Origin of the sequence: Desulfosporosinus orientis DSM 765 (genome assembly GCF_000235605.1) — a bacterium.
Taxonomy (GTDB): Bacteria; Bacillota; Desulfitobacteriia; order Desulfitobacteriales; family Desulfitobacteriaceae; genus Desulfosporosinus; species Desulfosporosinus orientis.
In genome coordinates, this window is the sequence record NC_016584.1 from 2,285,658 (window position 1) to 2,304,093 (window position 18,436).

19 protein-coding genes are annotated in these 18,436 nt (G+C 45.3%); 16 read left to right on the forward strand and 3 right to left on the reverse strand.

Features of this window, described 5'->3' with window-relative positions; all coding sequences use genetic code 11:
• Nucleotides 1–22: 22 nt before the first annotated feature.
• Complete coding sequence (locus DESOR_RS10590) at nucleotides 23–937, reverse strand: PadR family transcriptional regulator (protein ID WP_014184596.1); 915 nt, start codon at nucleotides 935–937, stop codon at nucleotides 23–25.
• A gap of 112 nt (nucleotides 938–1,049) precedes the next feature.
• Between DESOR_RS10590 and DESOR_RS10595 the strand changes: the two genes are divergently transcribed.
• A complete protein-coding gene (locus tag DESOR_RS10595) occupies nucleotides 1,050–1,679 on the forward strand; it encodes a class I SAM-dependent methyltransferase (protein WP_014184597.1) in 630 nt (209 codons plus the stop codon).
• A 44-nt stretch (nucleotides 1,680–1,723) separates the two neighbouring features.
• Complete coding sequence (locus tag DESOR_RS30600; RefSeq protein WP_282434404.1) at nucleotides 1,724–1,858, forward strand: hypothetical protein; 135 nt, start codon at nucleotides 1,724–1,726, stop codon at nucleotides 1,856–1,858.
• 55 nt (nucleotides 1,859–1,913) lie between these two features.
• Here the strand turns inward: DESOR_RS30600 and DESOR_RS10600 are convergent, their stop codons facing one another.
• A complete protein-coding gene (locus DESOR_RS10600) occupies nucleotides 1,914–2,378 on the reverse strand; it encodes a MarR family winged helix-turn-helix transcriptional regulator (RefSeq protein ID WP_014184598.1) in 465 nt (154 codons plus the stop codon).
• Nucleotides 2,379–2,536: 158 nt separating this feature from the next.
• Here DESOR_RS10600 and DESOR_RS10605 point away from each other — a divergent pair, with 158 nt between their 5' ends.
• The 4 genes from DESOR_RS10605 (at nucleotide 2,537) to DESOR_RS10620 (ending at nucleotide 4,976) form a co-directional block, all read left to right on the forward strand.
• On the forward strand, nucleotides 2,537–3,313 hold the full coding sequence (locus DESOR_RS10605; RefSeq protein ID WP_014184599.1) for a hypothetical protein: 777 nt from the start codon (nucleotides 2,537–2,539) through the stop codon (nucleotides 3,311–3,313).
• Nucleotides 3,314–3,387: 74 nt separating this feature from the next.
• Nucleotides 3,388–4,005, forward strand: a complete 618-nt coding sequence (locus DESOR_RS10610) for a GNAT family N-acetyltransferase (RefSeq protein ID WP_014184600.1) — start codon at nucleotides 3,388–3,390, stop codon at nucleotides 4,003–4,005.
• Nucleotides 4,006–4,045: 40 nt separating this feature from the next.
• Complete coding sequence (locus DESOR_RS10615) at nucleotides 4,046–4,474, forward strand: GNAT family N-acetyltransferase (protein WP_014184601.1); 429 nt, start codon at nucleotides 4,046–4,048, stop codon at nucleotides 4,472–4,474.
• Nucleotides 4,475–4,499: 25 nt separating this feature from the next.
• Nucleotides 4,500–4,976 (forward strand): GNAT family N-acetyltransferase, encoded by a 477-nt coding sequence (locus DESOR_RS10620; protein WP_014184602.1) that lies wholly within the window; start codon nucleotides 4,500–4,502, stop codon nucleotides 4,974–4,976.
• A gap of 191 nt (nucleotides 4,977–5,167) precedes the next feature.
• Here DESOR_RS10620 and DESOR_RS10625 read toward each other — a convergent pair whose 3' ends face one another.
• Complete coding sequence (locus DESOR_RS10625; RefSeq protein ID WP_042331077.1) at nucleotides 5,168–5,848, reverse strand: AIM24 family protein; 681 nt, start codon at nucleotides 5,846–5,848, stop codon at nucleotides 5,168–5,170.
• Between the two features lie 123 nt (nucleotides 5,849–5,971).
• On the opposite strand from DESOR_RS10625, the gene DESOR_RS10630 reads away from it, so the two are divergent.
• The 10 genes from DESOR_RS10630 (at nucleotide 5,972) to DESOR_RS28815 (ending at nucleotide 18,301) form a co-directional block, all read left to right on the forward strand.
• Nucleotides 5,972–8,218, forward strand: coding sequence for a xanthine dehydrogenase family protein molybdopterin-binding subunit (locus DESOR_RS10630; protein WP_014184604.1), 2,247 nt, complete (start codon nucleotides 5,972–5,974; stop codon nucleotides 8,216–8,218).
• Nucleotides 8,219–8,258: 40 nt separating this feature from the next.
• Nucleotides 8,259–8,717 (forward strand): (2Fe-2S)-binding protein, encoded by a 459-nt coding sequence (locus DESOR_RS10635; RefSeq protein ID WP_014184605.1) that lies wholly within the window; start codon nucleotides 8,259–8,261, stop codon nucleotides 8,715–8,717.
• Between the two features lie 80 nt (nucleotides 8,718–8,797).
• Nucleotides 8,798–10,000: a MalY/PatB family protein gene (locus DESOR_RS10640; protein ID WP_014184606.1), complete on the forward strand. Its 1,203-nt coding sequence runs from the start codon at nucleotides 8,798–8,800 to the stop codon at nucleotides 9,998–10,000.
• A gap of 668 nt (nucleotides 10,001–10,668) precedes the next feature.
• Nucleotides 10,669–10,944 carry a sigma factor gene (locus DESOR_RS10645; RefSeq protein ID WP_052304285.1) on the forward strand — a complete coding sequence of 92 codons (276 nt, stop codon included), beginning with the start codon at nucleotides 10,669–10,671 and terminating at the stop codon, nucleotides 10,942–10,944.
• A gap of 6 nt (nucleotides 10,945–10,950) precedes the next feature.
• Nucleotides 10,951–11,328 (forward strand): RNA polymerase sigma factor, encoded by a 378-nt coding sequence (locus DESOR_RS10650; RefSeq protein WP_052304286.1) that lies wholly within the window; start codon nucleotides 10,951–10,953, stop codon nucleotides 11,326–11,328.
• Entirely contained in the window at nucleotides 11,321–12,775 is a 1,455-nt protein-coding gene (locus DESOR_RS10655) for a DUF4179 domain-containing protein (RefSeq protein WP_014184607.1), read from the forward strand. Before DESOR_RS10650 ends, DESOR_RS10655 begins: the two co-directional genes overlap by 8 nt.
• Before the next feature lie 332 nt (nucleotides 12,776–13,107).
• A complete protein-coding gene (locus DESOR_RS10665; protein ID WP_014184609.1) occupies nucleotides 13,108–14,511 on the forward strand; it encodes a TolB-like translocation protein in 1,404 nt (467 codons plus the stop codon).
• Nucleotides 14,512–14,675: 164 nt separating this feature from the next.
• Complete coding sequence (locus DESOR_RS10670; RefSeq protein WP_014184610.1) at nucleotides 14,676–15,299, forward strand: hypothetical protein; 624 nt, start codon at nucleotides 14,676–14,678, stop codon at nucleotides 15,297–15,299.
• A 214-nt stretch (nucleotides 15,300–15,513) separates the two neighbouring features.
• Nucleotides 15,514–17,199, forward strand: a complete 1,686-nt coding sequence (locus DESOR_RS10675; protein ID WP_014184611.1) for a hypothetical protein — start codon at nucleotides 15,514–15,516, stop codon at nucleotides 17,197–17,199.
• A 262-nt stretch (nucleotides 17,200–17,461) separates the two neighbouring features.
• On the forward strand, nucleotides 17,462–18,301 hold the full coding sequence (locus tag DESOR_RS28815; RefSeq protein WP_148265260.1) for a YjgB family protein: 840 nt from the start codon (nucleotides 17,462–17,464) through the stop codon (nucleotides 18,299–18,301).
• The last annotated feature ends 135 nt before the right edge of the window (nucleotides 18,302–18,436 follow it).

Genomic DNA, 18,436 nt, shown 5'->3' on the forward strand with positions numbered 1-18,436 from the left:
CGCGGCATTGAACTTATTGGATTTATTGAAGCAGCCATTGTTCTGCTTCCGCTTTGCTCTCGTACATTCGAAAATAATTGCCTTTATTCGTTTCCGAAGCTAATTCGCGAAAGCGGCCTTTTTGGATGATCTCATTAGGAAGTACGGCAGCAGCTTTGATATGATAGTTCATAAACTTTTGCAGAATATTGCCGGCAACTTTGGTCTTAAGCTTGAAGAAGTCTTCGGATAGGGCAGTATAATGGATCATGAGCAAATTTGTATCATTTTCACCGCATAAAGCCACTAAATCAAGGGCATCGTTCTCAGTACTTATAGGAGTGGCAGCCGACATAACTTCAAGATATTTTTTAGGGCCTTCAATGAGTTTATAGTTCATTTTCGATTGCTCCTCGTTGATTTGATGTTTGAATAACCTTTCTTTGACATCCTGAACCCAGTCTAATTCAGTTTTATAGGAAGCTGTTAAATTTTGAGAAATCATATCCCAGATCAAGGTTTCTCGCGGGTTTCTGTTAGGTGAGTTCAGAGAACGTTTGTGTTTTTCCTCTTGGATAAGCAGCTGTGCTTTGAGCTCATTTTCATAGCGTGTCAGCAACTCATTCAACTCCTGGTCATTTAATAAGCCGGACCAGGCCAGTTGGATCAAAAATGGCTTTTTAAATTCAGGAGTCTCTGGGGATGAAAGAATCCATTCTTTTAATTCGACCATTCCCTCTTCAGTTATTTGATAGACTTTTTTTGAGGGAGAACTTTCCTGGTGGATAACTTCGCTGCTGACCAGACCTTCTTCTTGCATCTTGAGAAGGGCTTTATAGATTTGGTTGTTATTGCCGGACCAATACATAAAGGAGGATTCTTCAAATAGTTTTTTTAATTCGTAGCCGGTTGAGGACTTCCAGCTAAGGATACCTAGTATGGCATATTTAATAGACATTTCAGCACCTCTTTATACAAATAACATAGGTTAATAGTAACCTATGTTATCGTGATAGTCAATAATCTCATTAAGGTAGGCAAAGAAGAATTGGATGAAAGGTTGTTGTTACATGGAAAGAATCAGTAAAACCATTACCGCCTATGATAAACATTGTGATGTCTATAATGATAAGTTTAAGGAGTTCGAGCCCTACGTCCAGAAGATCAAGGAGTTCATTGAATTACTCGAGCCGGGCATGAAAGTTCTGGACTTGGGCTGCGGACCAGGGAATGTATCCAGACAATTAATGTTGTCAGGAAAGGAGTTTAGTATTGAGGGGATCGATCTTTCCGAAGAAATGGTCAAATTAGCACGAAAGAATGTGCCCTCGGGAAAGTTTAGCTGCAGAGATCTAAGGGATATTAGCTTTCCTGCGGAATCTTTTGATGCTATCCTCTTGTCTTTTTGCATTGTTCATCTCGACGGAACGGAAATGGCAGACCTGCTTAAAAAAGTTGCCAAGTACCTGAAGCAGGAGCGGAGACTATATTTGAGTTTTATGGAAGGAAAAAAAGATGGCTTCGAAAAGACCAGTTTTTCAGAGGAAGAATTATTCTTTTACTATCATTCCTTAGAAAAAGTCCAAGATATACTGAAGGATAACCATCTCTCAATAAATAAGCTCACCAAACAAGGCTATTTGGAGAGCGATGGTTCTATCACTACGGATGTCTTTATTTTTGCTAGTAAGGGGAATTAGGACAGAGTTACCACAATGGTTTGGGTTGAAAGGAAGCATTGATTATGTCAGAATTAGTTCTGCCTATTACAACAGCAAATCTAGAACAATGTGTTGAGCTCTATATAACCGTGTTTAACAGTGAGCCTTGGAATGATAAGGAGCGGCAGAATACTTTTATAGAAAAAACAATTATATAGTCAATGAAAATAGGATAGTTATGAACAAAGTTTTGCCAACAGTAGCGGAAAGTTTTCAAAGTTCCGATGCGTAGGTTTGCAGATGAGCTAATAATTCCTCATGGGTTTGGATTAAATTTTGAATAGTATCTTCTGGTAGCTTTTCCAAGGCAGCCATCATTGCCCTATAGGATAGGGCATTTTCAGAAGACTTAAGAGATTTTTCCTTCCCTTTAGCAGTTGATGTTAAATTAATTTCCCGCCGGTTATTGCTGTTGGTTTTCCTGTCAATGAGATCTAAGTTAACCAGTTCATCAACATTAATGCTTACAGTACTTTTAGGGATCTGCAGCTTTTCTGTTATTTCCTTAAGGGTTATATTAGGGTGAGAGTTAATAATATTTAAAATTCCCATCTGATGTAATGTCAGCCCCAGGCTGGCGGCATTCTGCATTGTGAATTTCGTTAGGAGCCTGCTGATGTTAAGAAAAGATTGAACGACTGATGATGCTTGTTTTACATAGGGATCAGAATAATTCATAGGGTTTGTACCTCCAAATTAATTGTGTTCAACTTTAAACTGTTCAACAATGAACGATTGAACATAAAAATAATATCCCGGTATTGAGAACTTGTCAATTCTATTCTAAAGTATGAAATAGAGCCTTTGAAAATGAGGAGAAGAAGGGATAAGGCAAGATGGCTAAAGTCGATTCTTATAAAGAAATTCTCAAAAAACTCCCTGAGTGGGATTCATACTTATTGGCGGAGTCAGGTCTTCCTGGCCCCAGAGGGAATCTGGAGCTTCTGGAAGCTGTTTCTGAAGTGGGCAGCGAAGCTCTCTTTAAACGGTACTTGACCTTTGATCCAGAAAAAGCTCCCACTGGAACAGCGGAAGAATTTATCGCTGTATGCGGAGTCGTTGGTTTGGGTCAGCTTATTAAGCAGGGTCAAACAGACTACCTGCCCTGCCTGCGCTCCTTTGCCCAAGATCCAAGATGGAGGGTACGGGAAGGGGTTGCCATAGCTTTGCAGATCGTTGGGTCATGGAATATGAAGTTTCTCCTCCATGAGATGGATGTTTGGAGCAGGGGGGATTTCTTGGAAAAAAGAGCAGTAGCTGCTGCAGTATGCGAACCAAAGCTGCTTAAGGATAGGGAAACAGTATCCGGAGTTCTAAATCTTCTAGATCGTATTACTGAGGATTTATTACATGCGGCCAATCGCAAAGACGACAACTTTAAAGTTCTTCGTAAAACCTTGGGTTATGGCTGGAGCGTGGCAGTGGTTGCCGGGCCTGAAAAGGGAAAAGCTTTGCTGGAAAAATGGTTTAGTCATGAAGACAAGGATATCCGCTGGATCATGAAGGAAAATTTGCGCAAAGACCGGCTGAGCCGGATGGATAAAGAGTGGACTGGGCAATGGAGACAGGTGTTGGGAGTAGGGGAAAAGAAAAGCTTAAGTAAAGCTAAGTAAAGTAAGACAAAGTAAAGCAAGACTAAATGAAGTTAATTGAAGCTGCATATTAAAGATTATCAGAAGGTGAAGAAATGGCGAATATAATTATTAGACAGGCAACAGAAGGAGATGCGGCTGAAATCTTGGAGATATATGCTCCGTATATTAAGGAAACCAATATTACCTTTGAATATGAGGTACCCACTCTGGATGACTTTAAAAAGCGCATTCAAGAAATAGCAAGCCACTATCCTTATATAGTTTGCTTATTGGATGGCAAAATGGTGGGCTACGCTTATGCTCACAGGCATATGGAGCGTGCCGCCTACCAGTGGAATGCCGAATTGTCGGTCTATGTTGCTAAAGATTGTTTGCGCCTGGGAATCGGCAAAGCCCTGTATAATGCGCTCATAGAAATTCTAAAACTCCAGAATGTACAGAATCTCTATGCTATTGTTACCTACCCAAATCCTAACAGTGAAAAAATGCACCAGTATTTTGGATTTCAAACAATAGGGATCTATCCTAAGACAGGTTATAAATTTGGGCAGTGGATTGATGTCATCTGGCTGGAAAAATCCATTGGCGAACATGAAAAGAACCCTAAACCTTTGGTTTCTATTGGAGAAATTAGTGGAGAAGTAATTACTAACATATTGGATAAATGTAGCGCTGCCATAAAAAGAAGCGCAAATGGTTATACAAGATAGACTTTGATTTTATAAATATGAAAGGCATAGGCAGTAAAGTATGATAGTGCGTCAAATGATTAGCCAAGATATTCCCCAATTAGCGCGGTTATATGAACAATTTTGGGGTGAAGAATCTTGTCTGGAGACAATGAGGTCGAAGTTTGAAAAGCTTGAAAAAGCCGGATCTCATATATTGTTAAGCGCTTTTGAAGATAATCAATTAATCGGTTCTGTAATGGGAGTAATATGCGAAGAGTTGTATGGTGACTGTAAATCATTTTTGGTTTTAGAAAATATGATTGTTGATAAAGGTTTTAGAAATAGAGGAGTCGGAAGCGCGTTAATAAAGGAATTAGAAAGAAGGGCAGCTGAAAACTGCAGCCAGATCATTCTCGTAACAGAGTCAAACAGAATTGATGCTTGTAAATTTTACGAATCGGCAGGTTATACCGGCGGGACGCATCAAGGCTTTAAAAAGAAGCTCTGAATCTTAATCTGCGGAGGAAACTGTTTTGGACATTCAAATTAGAGAAGCAGTGCCAGGGGATTACCAAAATCTCTGTGAGCTTTACTTAGAACTGGATAACCAGCATAGGCTAAGCCATCCTGAACTATTTGTTTTACCTGAAGATTATACCGCGGCCAGGGCCTATTTATTGGAAAGCATGGCTGACAGCAATCAGGCGCTTTTTGTGGTGGAAATTGCTTCAAACCTGGTCGGCTTTGCCGAATGCCGTATGCAAATCTCCTCGGATTTTCCCATCCTTAGAAAGAGAGAATGGGTACAACTTGAAGGCTTAGCCGTAAAGCCGGGCTATCAAAAGCATGGGATTGGATCCTTGCTTTTAAAGAAAGTCCGTGAGTGGGCACAAAGCAAAAAGGTGAACAGAATTGAATTAAAGGTTTATACCTTTAATTCTCAAGCTGAAACCTTCTATTTAAGACATGGTTTTAAGGAATTAAGCAAGGCCATGTACCTGAATTTATAGTTTTCTAACCACTTGTGTGGTTGAATTTGCTAAAAAGGAGGCCCCTGGCGCTAATCATCATCGCCAAGGGCCTCCTTTTAAAATTTTGGTGTTCTAATATACAGTTATAGTACACTTAAGTGTCATATTAATGCTATAATTACAGGATAAGCTGAATTTAGAATTGTTGTTCAATTTAGTATCGATAACTGTTAATCGATACTAATCTTTAACCCGGATAATCGCTCTGAGGGTTGAACGAGAACCATTTGGCCTGGCTGGTTAAACTGAAATTGATAAGATTCCCCGGAGGTTTGGCCAATGACTGTCTTCCAGCTAAAGTTATTCAAGGCCACACTGGGATCACCGCCGCCGTTGAGACTACTTGTCCAGGCAACAACGGCATCAGGATCCACAACGCAGGGTGCTTCAAGCATAAGAGGGTTCCCGTCGGTTATAACGGCGACTTGCTGGGGCTGGTTGGAATGATTATTGAGAACCGTCGTGGCTAATCCTTTCTGGGATAAAACCCCGCTGCCAATGAAGCGAACGTCATATTGAAGATCTGTGGGGAAAGCCAGAAGGTTTTCGCTTTCAACAGACAAACAATCTCCGGGCTCAAGTTCAAAAACTGAGACATGGTAAGCGTTTCTGGCTAAATAAATAGTTCCGGAACCTTCCACAGTCATTAGTTCGATATTTTCTCCCGTTAATTTCCTCTTCGCCAAGCCTAAGAGCGAGCCCATAACTCCGCCGCCGTTGTCAGGACCCAGCAGCATTTTATCGAATTTGAAGTTTCCCTTAAAGGCAACCATTGCCCCTTTCTTCGCATAAAATCTCCCGTTGCCTTCAACTTTACAGCATAATTCTTCTTCTATATTAAACTTAAACACCTCAACGACCCCTTTCCTAGTAATCTCGACGAATTTTACCATAGATCACTAAAATAATATAACAAAAGGGCTTCTAATACAATGTTAGTCAAAACGCATCGCTAAGCTGAGGAGTGAATTGTATTGGACAACAGTTTGAAATACGTCGGACATACTTTCCCAATTCATGATGCACCCCAAAAAGTTAAGGGCAGTTTAGTGTATTTAAGCGATATAAAACTGCCGGAGATGTTATACGCTAAATTGCTCTTAAGTCCCATTGCCCATGGAAAAATCAAACAAATTGACACAACCCGGGCCGAGGCTCTGCCCGGCGTGATCAAGGTTTTTACCCATTTAAACACTCCCAATAAAACCTTCAGCCGCTATCGAATTGTGCCCAACCAGGACTATTGCTTCGAAGATGAGCGTCTTTTGACGGACAAGGTGCGTTTTGTGGGGGATCGAGTGGCTGCAGTCGTGGCCACGAGCAAGGCAGTCGCCAAGGAAGCCCTTGCCTTAATCCAGGTGGAATATGAGGAATTGCCGGTGCTTAGCACTCCCCAGCAGGCCCTGGAAAATCCTGAGATAAGAATTCATCCCGGCGGAAACTTGCTTCATGAATATGACTTGATTTTAGGTGAGAAAGTACCCATTGCCGGGGATTGCCTGGAAGCAGAAACCTTGATCACAACCCAAAAAGTCCATCATGCCGCCATGGAAACTCATGTCTGTCTGGCGGATTTCGATAGCTTCGGAAAATTGACCATTTGGGCAGCCTGTCAGGGCGCTTTTGGCATCCGCACCATTGTTGCTGACTTGCTGAATTTAAGCTATCACAAGGTCAGAGTCATTAAGGTTCCCATGGGCGGTTCCTTCGGCGGCAGACAGGAAGCTGTCTTAGAGCCTCTCACAGCCTTCCTGGCGAAAGAAGTGAGACACCCGGTTAAACTCTCTTTCACAAGGGAAGAGTCCATCATAACCACCATGACCCGGCCGGCAACCTCTTCAAAAATCAGAACCATTGTCAGTAAAGAGGGAATTCTGAAAGAGTTCAGCGTAGAAACTATCGTTGATGCAGGAGCTTATGCCACCAGCTCAGTTGACAATACTTATGTAATGTCTAAAAAGATAGGCAGGCTCTATAGAATCCCCTATTACCGGCATACTGGGAAAACTGTCTATACCAACACCCCTATTGCCGGAGGAGCACGAGGGTGGGGCGCTCCGGAAATTATAACCGCCGCTGAAATCCATATGGATGCAGCGGCGAGACAGCTGAAAATGGATCCTTTCGATATTAGGCTGAAAAATCTGGTTCATCCTTATGATGAGGATAAAGCTACTCAGTATTCTTTAGGCAACGCTCGTGTAATTGAGTGCCTGGAGAAAGGGGCTGAGGCTTTTGGGTGGCATGAACGATTTAACGGAGATCCCGGCCAGGGGAGGTTCCGCAAGGGTGTAGGTCTGGCCTGTGCTGCTCATAAAAACGGGATGTTCGGAGGATTTCCTGAGCACAGTACCATGATCTTAAAAATGAATGAGGACGGCAGTTTTATTCTCAATACAGGTCTGCATGAGTTAGGCTGCGGAACTATTACCTCCATGATACAAATTACTGCGGAAGTTCTGGATGTTGATCCCAGCCGGATTACGGTTTTAGAAGCTGACACTGAATATGGTCCCTATGATTTCGGCTCTTACGGCAGCAGAGTAACCTATATTTGCGGTGCCTGTGCCTTTGAAGCTGCCAAGGGCTTAAAAGAGATCATTTTAGACTGTGCGGCTTATATTTTGCAAAAGCCTAAGCAGTACTTAAGGGTGAAAAACGGCCAAGTTTGGGAGCTGGGCAATGAGGAGAAGGCCCTGACGTATAGAGAGATTGCCTCAACAGCTAAAGTGAAGAATAATACGGATATTATCATAACCCATACCTATCATGGCACCTCTAATCCGGGAGTTTATGCCGTCCATTTTGCCGAGGTGGAGGTGGATACCGCTACAGGCCAGGTTCAGGTGCTGGATTACCTGGCTGCTCATGATATTGGCAAAGCTATCAACCCAGGTATGGTTGAAGGGCAAATTCAGGGCGGAGTTCAAATGGGAATCGGTTATGCCTTATATGAAGAAATTCAGATCGGCAAAAACGGCAGGATATTGACCAACGGTCTGAAAAATTATCATGTGGTTAATGCCCCGGACATGCCTGAGGTAAAAACTCTGCTTATCGAAGAAGGCGGGGATGAAGGACCCTATGGCGCCAAAAGCATCGGTGAAATCGCCTTAGTGCCCGTTGCAGCGGCCATCGTCAATGCCGTCAATCATGCACTGAATACCTCATTGTCAAATCTGCCTCTGACGCCGGAGAAGATTTTGGCAGCACTGAAATAGACCTTTTAGCAAAAATAGCAGAGGCAAGGGGACTAAAAGCATGGAAATTGAGTTCAAAGTCAATGGCAAAGAATATCGGCGCAATGTTCCTCCGACTATGAGATTAGTGGATTTATTGAGGGATGAACTGGGCTTGACAGGGACGAAAGAAGGCTGCGGGGAAGGAGAGTGCGGCTCCTGTACCGTGCTTATGAACGGCAAAGCCGTCAATTCCTGCTTGGTTCTAGCTCCTCAAATCAGGGGCCAGGAGATCTTAACCATCGAGGGGCTGGATCAGGACGGCGAACTGGACAAACTGCAAAAATCCTTTATCGCAAACAGTGCCGTTCAATGCGGATACTGTACACCAGGGATGCTGATGTCCGCAAAAGCCCTGTTGATGTCCAACCCTTATCCCAGTGAAGGGGAGATAAAAACGGCCATCGCCGGGAATTTATGTCGCTGTACCGGATACAATAAAATTGTTAAGGCTATCAAAGAGGCTGCAGATGAAAATTAAGCCTCTATGTAAAAAGAAAGCTCTAATTGATAAAAGAAGCCTCTAACTTAGATAAGAGTCATAAAGGAGAAGCTGGCAGTATGAATTATGATTTTGACAGAATAATTGACCGGCATCAGACCTGTTCCGTAAAATGGGATTTTAACCAAAAGATCTTCGGCCGGGAGGATGTTTTGCCTCTCTGGGTCGCCGACATGGATTTTCAGGCTCCTCAGGCGGTTGTTGAAGCCTTAGTGAAACGGGCGGAGCATGGAATTTTTGGCTATTCTGAGGGCATGGACGGATATTACGATTCCCTGATTGCCTGGTCAAAAAAACGTCACGGCTGGGCAATCCAGCAGGACTGGATTTCCTTTAGCCCGGGGATTGTCTTTGCTTTATATGAACTGGTGCGCAGTTTAACCAAGCCGGGGGATAAAGTTCTGCTTCAATCTCCTGTTTACCCGCCTTTTTTTAAGGCTATCCGGGAGAATGGGCGGGAAGTTGTCAACAGCCCCCTTAAGTTTGAAGGCCGGCGCTATGTCATGGATTTTGCGGACTTGGAAGAGAAGTTTGCCGGCGGAGTTAAGATGATGTTATTGTGCAGTCCCCATAATCCTGTGGGCAGGGTTTGGGAGCGCCAGGAGCTTGAGCGCTTAGGACAGCTTTGTCTGGCTTACGGTGTCCTGCTTGTCTCTGATGAAATTCACGGTGATCTGATTTTTGAGGGGCACCGGCATATTCCCTTTGCTTCGCTTTCCCCGGAATTCGAGATGCAATCCATTGTCTGCACGGCTCCTAGCAAGACCTTTAACCTGGCCGGTCTGCAGACTTCCAATTTAATCATCCCTAATCCGGAGTACCGCCAAACGTTTATTCAATCCCGTAATCTGACGGGGATTCACAGTCCCAATGTCTTTGGCATCACTGCCTTGGAAGCAGCTTACCGGCATGGAGAGGATTGGCTGAATCAATTAATGCCCTATTTAGCAGGAAATGCCGAATTTCTGCTCAACTCTCTGGCTCAAGAACTGCCGCAGGTTAAAGGGATTAAGCCGGAAGGTACCTATCTGGTCTGGCTGGACTTCAGAGAATTAGGTATGGAGCCTAAGGAATTGGAAGAGTTTTTAATCCATAAAGCCGGAGTTGGTCTCAATGCCGGCTATCAGTTCGGTCCCGGAGGAGAAGGTTTTGCCCGCTTCAACATAGGCTGCTGCCGGTCCTTAGTGGAAGAAGGCTTCCGGCGTATTCGAGAGTCCATCGCGGAAAATGGCCACCCCACAGGTAGTTTCCCCCCAAATTGACCAACTCTGAAAAAGTCAATAATCCTCCTTCGTCTAAGTATAAATCACTCAGGATTTAATCTTGGCAGAAGTAGATAATTCAGAAGAGCCGGGGAATTTTATTCTACATTCTGGTGAAACGCGAACTATCCTATCTTATAACTCGATTTCATTGAAGAATGGTTATAATGGGCAGGGAAGTATGCAAGGGCCGAATCTTATTCTTTATACCAAAGATGAAAGCCGGACAGTAGGGAATAATCTATGAATATCCTTCAAAATTAATTTGTGAAAGATCAGCTGAAGTCTGGGTCTGTGCAAGTATGAATGTGGGGAGCGCAATATCCGATAACAGAGAATATTGATATTGCTGTAACTGATTCCGGATCAGACACGATGGTGGAGATATTCAATATTCTTTAAGTTCATACAGATCATCTAAGAAGCGCCTGTTTCCTTATTAAGTGGGAACGGGCATTTCTTATTGAAACATATTAAATTCCGAAACTGTAATTCACCGTATTTGTATTGACCTGGATAACCTTGATTTTACGGCAGCTCCTGAAAATCCTCCGCTGATTTTGCAAATTGTGAAATTGTTATAAATGCAACTATTTTGGATTGATTCCCGTCTAATAACCAGAGACACAAACGATACGCATTCTGGAATGCCAATAAAGAGGTGTGACGTGGAGAATCTGATTAAAAAAGCCCAAAAAGGGGACAAAGAAGCTTTCATTCAAGCGGTAACTTTATATATGCCTCAGCTGTATAAAGTGGCCGGAACAAGACTTTCCTCGGAAGAAGATATGGGGGATGCCATCCAGGAAGCCATTCTCGCGGCTTTTATCAATTTACAGTCCCTGAGAAAACCGGAATATTTCCGTCAGTTCGTTGTCAATACGCTGGTAGATGAAAACATTTGGCTCAAGACTCAGTTAGCCGATTCAAGGGGCCATATTTAAGTTATCATGAAAGCCTATGAAAACCTGCACAGTCTCAGGTCTTTTCAGAGTTTTAAGCCCTGGATTATGAAAATCGTGCTGCGCCAGGCCTATAATTTAGCCGGCCGGCGGCAGAAAATTGTCTACATGGACGATTTGGAGATCGAAGAAGTGACTGACGCAGAGACTATGGCGGAGGATAGCCGGGAGTTATGGCAGGTTGTGCATCTGCTGGAGGAGGAGTTCCGGCTGACCACGATTCTCTATTACTACGAGGATATGAGCGTCAAGGATATCGCTAAAACCCTGGACCTGCCGGTGGGGACCGTTAAATCCCGGCTGGCGAGGGCCAGGGAAAAATTAAAGGGGTTGCTGACCGTTGAAGGGGGCAGGAAAGATGGATAAAACAAAAAATTGGCAGATTAATCATAAAATGAGCAGAGGGCTGATCAGGGAATTTGATGCCTACCTAAAAAGCAGAGCGCAAAGAGAACCGTTCGAAGCTCCCGACGGCTTTGCGGATCGGGTTGCCAGGATCACTGCAGGTCTGCCTGATTTGAGGAATACTGCCAACAGCAGCCGCGGGATAAGACCAAAACGACTCCTGGTACGGGTGCTGGCCGTCACAGCGTTGATGGTGGGGCTGGCGGGAGCGACCTCTTTGGCAGGACCCTATGTCTCCAAAATGGCCGCCGGGGCCATTGATTATTTTAACGCGCCCCAGGAATTCAAGAATCTTTCCAAACAGGAGGTCTATGAGCAATATAACAGCAAGGTCGGAGTTTCCGTCACCGATCAGGGAATTACCCTGACTGTGGACAATATCGCCATGGACGACAATTACATTCTGGTGTTTTATACTCTGCACCAGGATAAACCCATTAAGCTGCTCGGTGATCCAGAGGATCCGGAACAGTGGCGGGTAAACTGGACCGCACCCTATTTCTGGTTTAAAGAAAACGGCCGCTACATCGAACCGCCTGCCCAGGGCGAGGTCGAAGCCTATTTACAGGATGAGACCACCCTCAAAGGCATGCAGCGCTTTGCCGTGATGGATACCTTACCGGATCAACTCAATCTGGAGATTTATACTGAGGATATTTTCGGCCGCCAGGGGCAGTGGCACGTGGCCCTCAGTGTAGACAAAAGCGCCGTGGCGGCTAAAAGCCTGAACGTGACCCCCGGCCTCAAAGCCCGGGTGACATCGGGGTGGAACCGGCAGTATGTCCATAACATTACCATTGAGAAAGTTTCGGTTTCCCCCTTCGGCAGCCAAATCGTGATCAGTGAACGAGGGAATAATCCGTTTTTCCAGTTTGCCCTGCGCGATGAAAAGGGCCGTTATCTGACCATGATTCCCGGTGCAATAGCCGGTGGAAATCTTCTCTGGAAATCGATCAACAGTTTTGAATTTGCCGGAGGCAGCACGGAGATGAAGGAATTAACCCTGATCCCCATTGTCAGCGGGAGTGACGATGATAATTTATCGCCCCCCAAGGTTGAGACGGTGGATATCGGCAGCTACCCTGTCCGGATGCCGGTCAGCGAGCTGGGCGGATTTGTCCTGGACAACCTGGAGATCACGGCGGAGAAAGCTGTCGCCACTTGCCATCAGGAGGGGGCCGTTCAGATTATGACACCTACCCTGCGGCTGCAGGATGAAAACGGTAAGAATCTGGATTTTGCCGCTTATGAGGACAGCAATTATAACCGGGAAACAGGGGAAATTACCCTGACCCAATATTTTCGGGGGGTGAGTGCAGACGATTTGGCCAGGATCAAAAAGATAGGCTATGTCGTCAGGCCCCAGCGCCTCAATGAAGATGAAGCGGTGACCATTCCCTTGAAGTAGAAGGGAGTTGGTCTCAATGCGGTTACCAGTTTGGTCCCGGAGGGGGAAGGTTTTGCGAGGGTGCCCTTGTTCCATTGTTTACCCTAGTTGAAAATCCGGCTATTTGGGATTTTACTAATCTAGATTAGTAAGCCCTAAATAGCCGGATTTTTAATTTGCTCGCCCAGAGGAGGGGATCTATTGTTGAAAATGTCGTTTTGTGAAGTAATCCAACGTAATTTTTCCGTAACTTTATTTAAATTTTTTGTAAAGCTTCGGATCTTAAAACTTGCTATGATTAACCAAAGTAATTTTTACCATCAATGGACTAAAAAGCAAAGAGGGTTTATGCCATGCATTACAAAAGCTGCCTTAGATTCGGAAAACTTTGTGGATGGATGATTCTTGCTGTTTTCTTGCTGAGCGGATTGTCCGTGCAGACCGGCTGTGCTCAGTTGCAATCCGCTATGACTGGCAGCCCGGATCTTAAACAAGGTACTATCCCGGATCTGCAAAGTTCCGCCGGTCCGGAATTCGGAAAGAACTATCTTACGTTCCTACAAATGATTGATACCGAAACAGGTTGGGCATGTACTCCGAAAGCTGTCTTAAGAACAGTTGACGGCGGTGAAAGCTGGACGGATGTGACGCCCAGGGAGCAGGCCGGCCAGGCCGAAGGGCAAGGAGCGCCATCCGCCGGCAGTGCGAATATGGAGAAAGGCAAGCTTTGGCTGGTCAGCCGGGATGGCGGACAAACCCGGGAGATCCAGGAGCTGCCGGAACTGCCTATTGTACCGACGAACATTTCCTGGTCTCCCGCCGAGAGCATCCTGAAGGTACAAGAGCAGGGTGAAATCTGGCTGGTTCCTGCAAAGGGGAAACCGTATCAGGTACATGGAACGGAGACTTTTTCCGGTCTCAGCAGCTGGTCCCCGGACGGGAAATCCCTGGCTTGCTGCAGCGAACCGGCCCTGTCTCAAGAGGACAAGATTTCCGAAGAGCGCCGGATGATCTTTAATTCCTATAATCTCGATACCGGACGGCTGACTAGGACCAAGGAGTTAAAAATGCCCGCCGTGACCGGGACTCTCTTCGCTGCCTGGCAGCCTGACGGACAAGGAGTGCTGTACTGGCCCGACCCTGCCTATTCGGCTTCCCTGGCGGCAGATGGTTTGGAATTGCAAAGCTTGAGATGGGGGGAATCCCAGCCGCAAGTTTTGCCTTGCGGACTGGCGTACCGGCACTGGCTTTCTTTTTTCCCGGATGGCCGGCTGTTGATGGTTGCCGGCGGTGGCCGCTCCCTCTGGTCGGAGAAAAGATTGGCAGTGTGTGAAACGGAAACGGGAAATACCAAAATCCTGCCCAATCCTGCAGGAAGCGTAGCCACTGATCCAGCCCCGTCCCCGGACGGAAAACAGATTGCCTTTGTTGCCGCCCAAAACCTTGGCAAAGAGACAGGAGGATTCAAGGAACCCGGCCAACTTGCAGAGTGGGTTGCTACCCGGAGGCTGTGGCTGGAAAACAGTGACGGTTCCGGTGCCCATCCGCTTAAAGCGGCTGGCGGCGGTATTTATCAGCCGTCCTGGAGCCAAGATGGAAGTGCCATTCTATATATCCGGGACAATTCCTTATGGCTGGTTGAAGTCAAAAGTGAAAAAGCGCAAAGAATTATTGGCCCGTTCCCGGATTGGAGTAAAGACCTGTTCGGTTATTACGGTTATGTTTGGCATGATGATTTCGCCTGGTTCTCAAAATAACCGGTGAAATATTTTTATCCATTGTTTATTTGATTGTTCTGCTTGGAATGATCAGACTGACAATTTATTTTATGATCAGTGCGATCGGATTTTTTGACAGAAGAATTAATTAATAAGTTTGGCGATAGACACTTCAGGGTTGTCACTAGGGAGGAGAGAATTTTTTGAGAAAATCATTATTAGTCTTGCTTATTTGTCTAAGTATTGTTGCCTCAGTAACTGGTTGCTCTGATCAGACAGACTTAAATAATAAAATTCAATCCTTAGAAGATAAAAATAAAGATTTTCAGATGGAATTAGATAAAATCAACTCATTATCGATACTCTTTGAAGATTATAAAGATAAACAAAGGCTTGTACCAAAAGAATCTCAAATTTATGCTCTTCCAATTCAAGGTCTGACAAAATTGCACATAATTGAACCAAACACAGTTATTCAAGTATTAGATGCGGCCCAATGCCAAGATAAACAGTTGTGGTTATATGTATCAATTCCAGTGTATGACACGCCAATTAATTCTAAGGGTTGGATTCCAGAATCTGAAACTATTAAATTAACAAAAGCTAATATTGGGCAGGTGCAGGGAGATATCTCACTTAAGAAAGGTACGCCAATCTATGAAGTCGATGAATTTAATAAGATAAGTGATGCATCTTCAACTAAAATTACTAATGATGTAAGAGGTAGAATTCTGAAAAGAGAAGGCTCTTTTGTTTACTTAATGTCTCCAGGTGGATGGGATTTTTGGGTAGAAGAGAAGTATCTCATATATCCGAAAATTGACTAGGCGGAGTCCGTGGCCTATCAAGGTGTTTGGCGTAACTTGCTTAGATGTATGTGGAGAGACACTATGCAAACGCCCTGACTTTGGACGAATTAATAAGCCGGCAGAGGAAACAAGAAAATAAAGAAAGGCAAGCATAGTGTTATGTTTGGACAATCTTAGATTCCGCCGGCTGAAATAAAGAGCTAATAGCGAAGGCGCCATGGGGAGGATGAATATGAACACTATTGTCCGGTCTATAACGCGGCCGATCAAAAAGGCCCCTGGAGGAAGGATATCTTTTCTCTTTTTACTCCTGATTTTTTTAACTTTAACAGTCGGCTGTTCGGCCCAGTCGGTTCAGGTTCAGCCAAAGGAGAAACCCGACAGGTTTACCCTGGCTGAACAGGAAGGGCAGTTTATCGCGGTCAACCGTTCGGTGGACTGCAAGGGGACTCAAGTGTCCATCGAAAAAATACTGCTGGATAAAACCCACACCTTTATGATTGCCGCCGTCGCAGGAGAAACCAAAGGATCTATGGATTCTCTCACCGTGGATCTCTTTGGAGATCAGGACCAGGACTTGGGGCGCTGTAACATGACCCAAAAACTGCCTGATGGTAAGACTTTGCTGACCTTTGACGCCATAGAGAAGGCTCCCTCCGCTTTACGCCTGGAATTCTTCGGCGGTCCGGTGGGCTATGGCGGTAATGTCAACCTGACCTTAAAAGATATCCCTTTTCACCTGGTTGACTCCAAAACCCTAAGCGAATACATCGCCCCGGCGACCCTGGAGAAGAAAGGGTACCGGTTGGACATCAAATCCATTGAAAATGGGGTTAGCGAAACCGGTTTGCAGTACCAGCTCACAGTTTCAGGTGACTACGACGGAATCGAGAGCGGCTGGTTATTTGGTTCTTATCATCAAAGCTATCCGCAGATTTTATTTCTGTCTGCCGGTGGTCAAAATATTGAGCCGCACCTGTCTTATCCTTTTGATTCCACTCTTTCCTATAGAAGGTCGCTAGACGGAAAAGCTTGTGTCGGCCATGCTTATTTCGACAGAGTAACGGCAGGTATGCCCCAGCTCAAACTGACGGATATTTACGGCTATTATAACCTCAATGAAATCATCCCTTTAGACGGGGTCACCGATCAACTGGAGATCAACCGGAAAGTTTCGGTCCATAATGACACTATTGAGCTAAAGACTCTAAAACCCGGCAAGGACAAGGGGACCTGGATCTTAAGTTACCGTATCCAGGACCAAACCGGCAAGCTGGTAGACGGGGCTATTGACGCCGGGTTCTATCAAAAGGGCGATCATTATAAGAGACCCAATCCTGTATTGAAAGACAGTTCGCCCAGCCCGGTCGGGCAGGATCAGGAACTGGTGTTAAATGCCGGCGTACCGGCACCCGGCGAAGCCGATTTTCCGGCGGGCACCGCTTTGAAAATCACCAGACTGGGGATCAGGCAAGAGGATGCGGTCTTGAACATTGATCCGGACAACCTGCCCCAACCGGCTGCCAACAGTACTGAAACACAAATCCTGGCCGCTGTCCGGGACTATTACGCAACCTATGGTCAGGCTTTAAAGAGCAACGATCTGAGTATGATGACGAAAAAATACGGGGATCTCCAGCCGACCGGCCGGAACGGGGACGGAATTAATGACTGGCGGCGTAAGCTCCAAGTTTGGAGTCCCCTGGGAGTTAAAGATTATTTTGTGACTTTCCAGGATCCTATTGTGATGGTGAACGGCAGCACAGCCACAGCGGATATCGGGGGGCAGGAAAAGATCGTCCGCGCTGACGGCGATTCCGGTTCGGTCTTTGCTTTGGTATTTTCTCTGGTTCAAGAGGATGGGATCTGGAAAATCACCAAGGTTGATGAATTGACGGATGGGGAAACAGGGGCGTAAACATACCTTTGTTCTACGATATATCGGTTAAAGGTATCAATGGCAAAGATTGTGTGATTCCTTGATTAAAGGGAGAGTTAATGATGACTGAACCTGAAAAACAAATTTCTACAGGTTTGAAAATCTCATTGAAATTTATCGTGGCAGCTCTGGTTTTCATGTTTTTGGCAGGTTGCTCTGCAGCTGAGTCTTCCCCTGACGGCCCGGTCCCAGTCCGCTATCAGAATACCCAGTATGGCTTTAGCTTTGTCCTGCCGCCAGAATGGGAAATTATACGATTATTAATGGCAGATGGGAAGGCAATGAGGTCAAAACCGGCCGGTATACAACGATTGGTTCCCAGATTTCCATCCGCGATCCCCGCTGGACTTCGGAAAGCCCGCGTCAGGATATTCCGATCATGATCTTTACTCTTGACCAGTGGAATTCACTCCAGCAGGGAAAATACCATATCGGTCCTGCGCCAATAGATCCAAGCGAACTGGGCCGCAACAACAGCTATGTTTTTGCCCTGCCGGCCCGCTACAATTATGCTGTTTTGGCTGGTGTCCAGGAGGTGGAATCCATATTGGACGGTCATCCTCTGGAAATTACTCAGCCTGAGCAGCCTATACAGGAGGCCGATTCATCAACCTTGTTCTTGTTAAATATAGCTTGGTTCGCTTTCGGGGGTGAATTGGCTGATAACAATCATTTTTCGGTTAAAACAAGCCGGATCGCAGATGTGGAGAGAGCCTGGGGGAAGCCTGATTCTACAGTATATATAGAAGCGGCTAACGGTACTTACGCTACGTATGCGAGTCACCATACTGTCCTCGGCTTTAATAAACAAGGGCAGATATTTGAAATCCGGTCCTTTGAGCACGGCTTGAAGAGCATATCACCGGAGGAGGTTAAAGATGTGTTGGCCACTCCGCCGATGGCTGCTCCGCCTGCTTATGACAATGAGTTTGACGGGCAAATGATTCTCGGTTATTTGGCAGGACCGGAATTTAAGCTTGAATTTGTCTTTACTCCGACTACAGCTGCTTCGGACCTGTCGCTTGATCATTATAATATTCTTTATCCTAGAGGTATGGAGACCCCGGGTCGGGAATGGTAACCGTTTCTACCTTACCTTATATCGGTATTATGGGATGGTTAGGCTATACGGTTTTATCCCAATCAAGATGAGCTATTACGCTTCACCTCCTGCCAATCCAGTTTTGCTGCGGTGTTCTTATTCTTTTCAATTTGA